A 5,159-nucleotide genomic window follows, 5' to 3' on the forward strand; every position below is an offset into this window, starting at 1 on the left:
CGGCCAGCTCGTCGTCGGCGCCGTCCGCGGCTCGGCCGGGGGCGGGCAGCGCGAGGTCGAGCAGGATGCAGTGGACGTCGTCGGTGAGCAGCCGCTCGGCCTCGGTGAGGTTGCGGGCGGTGCGGACCCGGATCGGCTTGCCGGTCGGGTCGAGCAGCTCGGGCACGATCGGCGAGCCGCCGGGGTCGTCCTCGATCATCAGCAGGGTGAGGTGACCGGGCGGGGTGCTGTGGATGCCGTGGGTGCCGTGGGCAGCGCGGTGCGCGGCGTCGGCCGTGCCGGCCGTGTCCTCGGCGTGGGCGGCGGTGGCGATGTCGGCGCTGGTGACCGTGCCGTCGTGGGCCGTGTCCTGCGTGCGCGGGGCCCCATCACGCAGGGCTCCCGTACCTCCGGAAGCGCCCGCGGCTGTCTCGCCGGAGGCGACGCCGGACGTTTTGCCGGTGGTGGTTCCGGGTGTGGCCCCGGAGGTCTCGCCGGTGGTGGCTCCGGGCGTTTCGGCTGAAGCGGCTCCGGGCGTCGCCCCGGACGTAGCCCGGGATGTGTCCCCGGACGCAGCTCCGGGCGTGACTCCGGACGTAGCTCCGGAGGTGTCTCGGGGCGTGTCTCCAGGCGTGGCTCCGGAGGTGTCGCCGATCGTGGGCGCGGCCGGCGCCTGACCACTTTCCGCGGCCGGGATCGCTCTCTGCCGCGGTATGGGTGCGGGCATCGTCCTGTTTCCTTCCCTCCCCCCGAGGGCGCGGTGGGGCGAGGGACCTCGACCCACCGACGGGGACCATAGCGGTAGTGGGCGCCGGAAAGGAATGGTGTGAGGCAGGTCGCCCGGCAGGCAGCCACTGTCATATGCCGTGTTCTGTAACGCAGTTGGGCAGGACGGCGGTGGGGCCGGGATGACGAAGGTCACGCCGGGCCGGGGTTTGGGGCGGGTGGTGCGTGTGCTGTGTCACGTGGCTCGGGTCACCGGCCGCAACCACGCCTACCGGACGGGCAAATCACGCATCCGGTCGCACAACGCCCAATATCGGCATCGAGCCGGCCCCCGCGATCGTCACCGTCCGCCCCGGCCGCGGGGCGTGGATGATCGCGCCGTCGCCGATGTACATCGCGACATGGCTGGCGTCGTCGAAGTAGATGATCAGGTCGCCGGGGCGCATGTCCTTCACGTCCACGTGCGGCAGCTGCTTCCACTGCTCCTGCGAGGTGCGCGGGATCGGGTCGCCGGCGCTCGCCCAGGCCTGTGAGGTCAGCCCCGAGCAGTCGTACGACTTCGGGCCCTCCGCACCCCACTCGTACGGCTTGCCGAGCTGGGCCGTCGCGTACGCCACCGCCGCCTTGCCCTCGGCGGACGCCTTGCCGCTGATCTCCTTGAGGGCGCCGGAGTCGAGCCAGGCGGTCTGTGCCTTCAGCGCGGCCTGCTGCTCCAGCGCGGCCAGCCGTTCCTTCTCCTGCTTCTCCAGCTGGGATTCCAGCTTCTCGGCCGCCGCGATCCGGGTGGTGACCTCCTTCTTGGCGGCGGCCTTGGCCTGGCGGTTCTTCTCCAACTGCTGCCACTGGGTGGAGGCGTCGGCGGTGTACTGCTTCAAGTCCTGCTGCGTGCGGGTCAGTTCGGCGATCAGACCCTTGGTGGCACGCTGGCCCTGGAGTATCCGCCCGGCACCGTCCAGGAAGGCCTGCGGGTTGTCGCTCAGGATCAGCTGCGCCTCGTCCGGGAGCCCGCCCGTGCGGTACTGGGAGCGGGCCGCGGCACCGGCGCGGTCCTTCAACTCGTCCAGTTTCTCCTGGCCCTTGACGATCTTCTTGGCCAGCTCGACGATCTGCGCGGACTGCTTCTGCGCCTGCTCCTCGGCCGCGTTGTAGGCGTCCGTGGCGACGGCGGCGTCGTGATAGAGGTCGTCGAGCTTCGCGCGTACGGCCTCAAGGTCCTTGTTGGTCACGGGAGTTGAGGACGCGGTGGTCGAGGGAGTCGGAGTCGGCGTGGGTGTCGGGCTCGCGAACGCGGTGGCGGGTGCCGCCAGCACGGTGACCGCGCAGACGACCGCGATGGCCGTCGTGATCAGGGCTCGCCTGCCCGCTCCCATACCCCTGCCCCCACATCCCGTACCTGATTGACCGTCAGTAACTTACGGACGCCTGGGGGATCGTGCCATGCCCGCACACAAAACGACAGAGGTAGTACTTCCCGTACTTCTCCCCTTTCCTGCCAGGTCATGACCGGTCGCGGCGATCTCCCCGCCCATGTGACGAACGGCCGCCGGAGATCGTTCCCCGCAGGTCACCCGCTCACCCGCTCACCCGCTCACGCGCTCACCCGCTCACCCGCGCGCCGCGATTCACCCCAGCGGGGCCAAGGCCCGCCATTCCACGGTCACTTCGCCCTGCCGCCACCGCACCGGACCGTCCACCACCGGCCAGTCGGCGGTGAGGTCCCGCACCGCGCGGATCCAGCGCTGACGGGCGCCGTAGGAGGCGTAGGGCGCGGCGGCGGCCCAGGCGCGGTCGAAGTCGCGGAGGAAGGCGTGTACCGGTTCGCCGGGCACATTGCGGTGGATGAGGGCCTTGGGGAGGCGTTCGGCGAGGTCGGACGGCCGCTCCAGGGAGCCGAGCCGCGCCGCGAAGGTGACCGTCCGCGGCCCCTCGGGACCGAGCGCGACCCACACGTGCCGCCGCCCGATCTCGTCGCAGGTCCCCTCGACGAGCAGCCCGCCCCGCGAATGTTCCGAGGCCGGCGCGAGCCGCCCGCACAGCCGCGCCCAGACCTCGGCGACCTGCGCCTCGTCGTACTGCCGCAGCACGTTCGCCGCGCGGATCAGGGACGGCCGTCGCGGTACGGGGATCTCGAACCCGCCGTGCCGGAAGACCAGCCCCTCGCGCTCGTACGGCCGGGCCGCCGCGACCCGGGCCGGTTCGATCTCGACACCGACCACGCGCGCGTGCGGGGCGACGGTACGGAGGCGCTCCAGCAGTTCTACGGCCGTCCAGGGCGCGGCGCCGTACCCGAGATCGACGGCGAGGGGATCGTCGGCCCGCCGCAGCTCCGCGCCGTGCGTCGCCACGATCCAGCGGTCCATACGGCGCAGCCGGTTGGGGTTGGTCGTCCCGCGCGTCACTGTTCCCACGGGGCGGGGGGTCGTCGCGCGGGCTGTCATACCCACGAGGGTAGGCGGCGCGGGACGACGGGTGCCGCACCGGTCGCCGGCCGGAGTCGGCTCTGCCCGTCCCGTTGTCAGTGCCGCCTGGCAGGATCGGAGATCAGGTCGGACGAGGTGGGGCGGGACCAATGAAGGTGCTTGTCAGTGACGAGGTCCATGTCGACTACGGCCAGGTCTTCGTGGAGAGCGGCGGGGACGAAAGCGACCTGTACGACGCCTTCGCCGGGCAGGAGGGCGTCGGGCTCTGCGGGGGCGGGACGGCCGGGATGCTGCTGCTCCTGACCGGTCTGCGCATCGGCGGTGTCGACTTCACCGTCGAGCTGCACGACGGCCGGCCCGAGTTGGACGAGACGTGGGAGGAGATCGTCGAGGTCCCGTTCCGGCCGGTGTCGGAGGAGACGACGCTGCGGCAGTGGAACGGGAAGAACCGGTGGGAACTGGAGCTGGAGGAGCGCGACCACCGCGTGCGGTACTCCGCGACAGGCATGGACGACGGCCGGAGCAAGAACGTCCGGGAGGACGACGAGCCGCCGACCGAGGACCGGTATCTGCTGCAGATCTGGCCCGCCGAGCCCGAACCGGCCCGGCTGCTCAAGCAGACCGGCGGTGCGGCCGCGTACTGGCACGCCTTCGCGACGTCGCCCGTGGGCTGACCGGTAAGGGGAGCCAACGCACCGTCACCTCGAACGGTTGAGCGACACACGGTAATGCCTCGGTAAAATCCCCATGCGCCGGAATGGGAATCCGGCTCCTCGACGTTGCATCCCCTTGGAGGGAACCGCACACCCTCCCTCAGGCATGCCCGCAGCGAGGAGGAACGCCACGTGAGCCAGTACGGCAGCAGGCTCGGCCGGCGCTCCCCGGCCTCGTCCGCCCGGCTGCGGCTGCACCGCAAACCCCGCCGTGTCGCCATGCTCTCCGTGCACACCTCACCGCTGCACCAGCCCGGCACGGGCGACGCCGGCGGGATGAACGTCTACATCGTGGAGCTCGCGCAGCGCCTCGCCGCGATCAACATCGAGGTGGAGATCTTCACCCGCGCGACCACCGCCGCCCTCCCCCCGACCGTCGAGCTGGCCCCCGGCGTCCTCGTCCGGCATGTCGACGCGGGGCCGTACGAAGGTCTCGCCAAGGAGGAACTCCCCGCCCAGCTCTGCGCGTTCACGCACGGAGTGATGCAGGCGTGGGCCGGCCACCGCCCCGGCTACTACGACCTCGTCCACTCGCACTACTGGCTCTCCGGCCACGTCGGCTGGCTCGCCGCCCAGCGCTGGGGCGTCCCCCTGGTGCACGCGATGCACACCATGGCCAAGGTCAAGAACGCCAACCTGGCCGACGGCGACACCCCCGAGCCCGCCGCCCGCGTCATCGGCGAGACCCAGATCGTCTCCGCCGCCGACCGCCTCATCGCCAACACGGCGGAGGAGGCCGACGAACTCGTACGGCACTACTCGGCCGACCCCGCCAAGGTCGCCGTGGTCCACCCCGGCGTGAACCTCGAACGCTTCCGCCCGGCGGACGGCCGAGCGGCGGCCCGCGCCCGCCTCGGGCTCCCGCAGGACGCCCTGATCCCGCTGTTCGCGGGCCGCATCCAGCCCCTCAAGGCGCCGGACGTGCTCCTGCGAGCCGTCGCGGTCCTGCTGGACGAGCGGCCCGAGCTGCGCTCGAACATCGTCGTGCCCGTCGTCGGCGGCCCCAGCGGCAGCGGCCTCGCCAAGCCGGAGGGGCTGCAGAAGCTGGCCGCGCGGCTGGGCATCGCCGATGTCGTACGGTTCCGGCCGCCGGTCGGGCAGGAGCAGCTCGCGGACTGGTTCCGGGCCGCGTCCGTGCTGGTCATGCCGTCGTACAGCGAGTCCTTCGGGCTGGTCGCCATAGAGGCGCAGGCGGCCGGTACGCCGGTGCTCGCGGCCTCGGTCGGCGGCCTCCCGGTGGCTGTGCGCGACGGTGAGACGGGTTTTCTCGTCCAGGGCCACGATCCCGCCGCCTACGCGCGCGTGCTGCGCACCCTCGCCG

Annotated in this window: 4 protein-coding genes and 1 pseudogene; 2 read left to right on the forward strand and 3 right to left on the reverse strand. The window is 72.0% G+C overall.

Annotated elements, in window-relative coordinates:
- The 3 genes and pseudogenes from R6V09_RS45355 to R6V09_RS45365 form a co-directional block, all read right to left on the reverse strand.
- A pseudogene (locus R6V09_RS45355) lies at positions 1 to 706 on the reverse strand (hypothetical protein); the annotation flags it as partial.
- A 283-nt stretch (positions 707 to 989) separates the two neighbouring features.
- The gene (locus R6V09_RS45360; RefSeq protein WP_317887323.1) at positions 990 to 2,075 is read right to left on the reverse strand and encodes a C40 family peptidase; all 1,086 of its coding nucleotides are present in this window, start codon (positions 2,073 to 2,075) and stop codon (positions 990 to 992) included.
- 252 nt (positions 2,076 to 2,327) lie between these two features.
- Entirely contained in the window at positions 2,328 to 3,143 is an 816-nt protein-coding gene (locus tag R6V09_RS45365; RefSeq protein ID WP_317887324.1) for a class I SAM-dependent methyltransferase, read from the reverse strand.
- Between the two features lie 131 nt (positions 3,144 to 3,274).
- Here R6V09_RS45365 and R6V09_RS45370 point away from each other — a divergent pair, with 131 nt between their 5' ends.
- Both R6V09_RS45370 and mshA read left to right on the forward strand, forming a co-directional pair.
- Positions 3,275 to 3,799: a hypothetical protein gene (locus tag R6V09_RS45370; protein WP_317887325.1), complete on the forward strand. Its 525-nt coding sequence runs from the start codon at positions 3,275 to 3,277 to the stop codon at positions 3,797 to 3,799.
- Between the two features lie 171 nt (positions 3,800 to 3,970).
- On the forward strand, positions 3,971 to 5,159 hold a 1,189-nt coding region (mshA, locus tag R6V09_RS45375; protein WP_317887326.1), incomplete at its 3' end, for a D-inositol-3-phosphate glycosyltransferase.

The organism is Streptomyces sp. W16 (genome assembly GCF_033194735.1).
GTDB lineage: Bacteria > Actinomycetota > Actinomycetes > Streptomycetales > Streptomycetaceae > Streptomyces.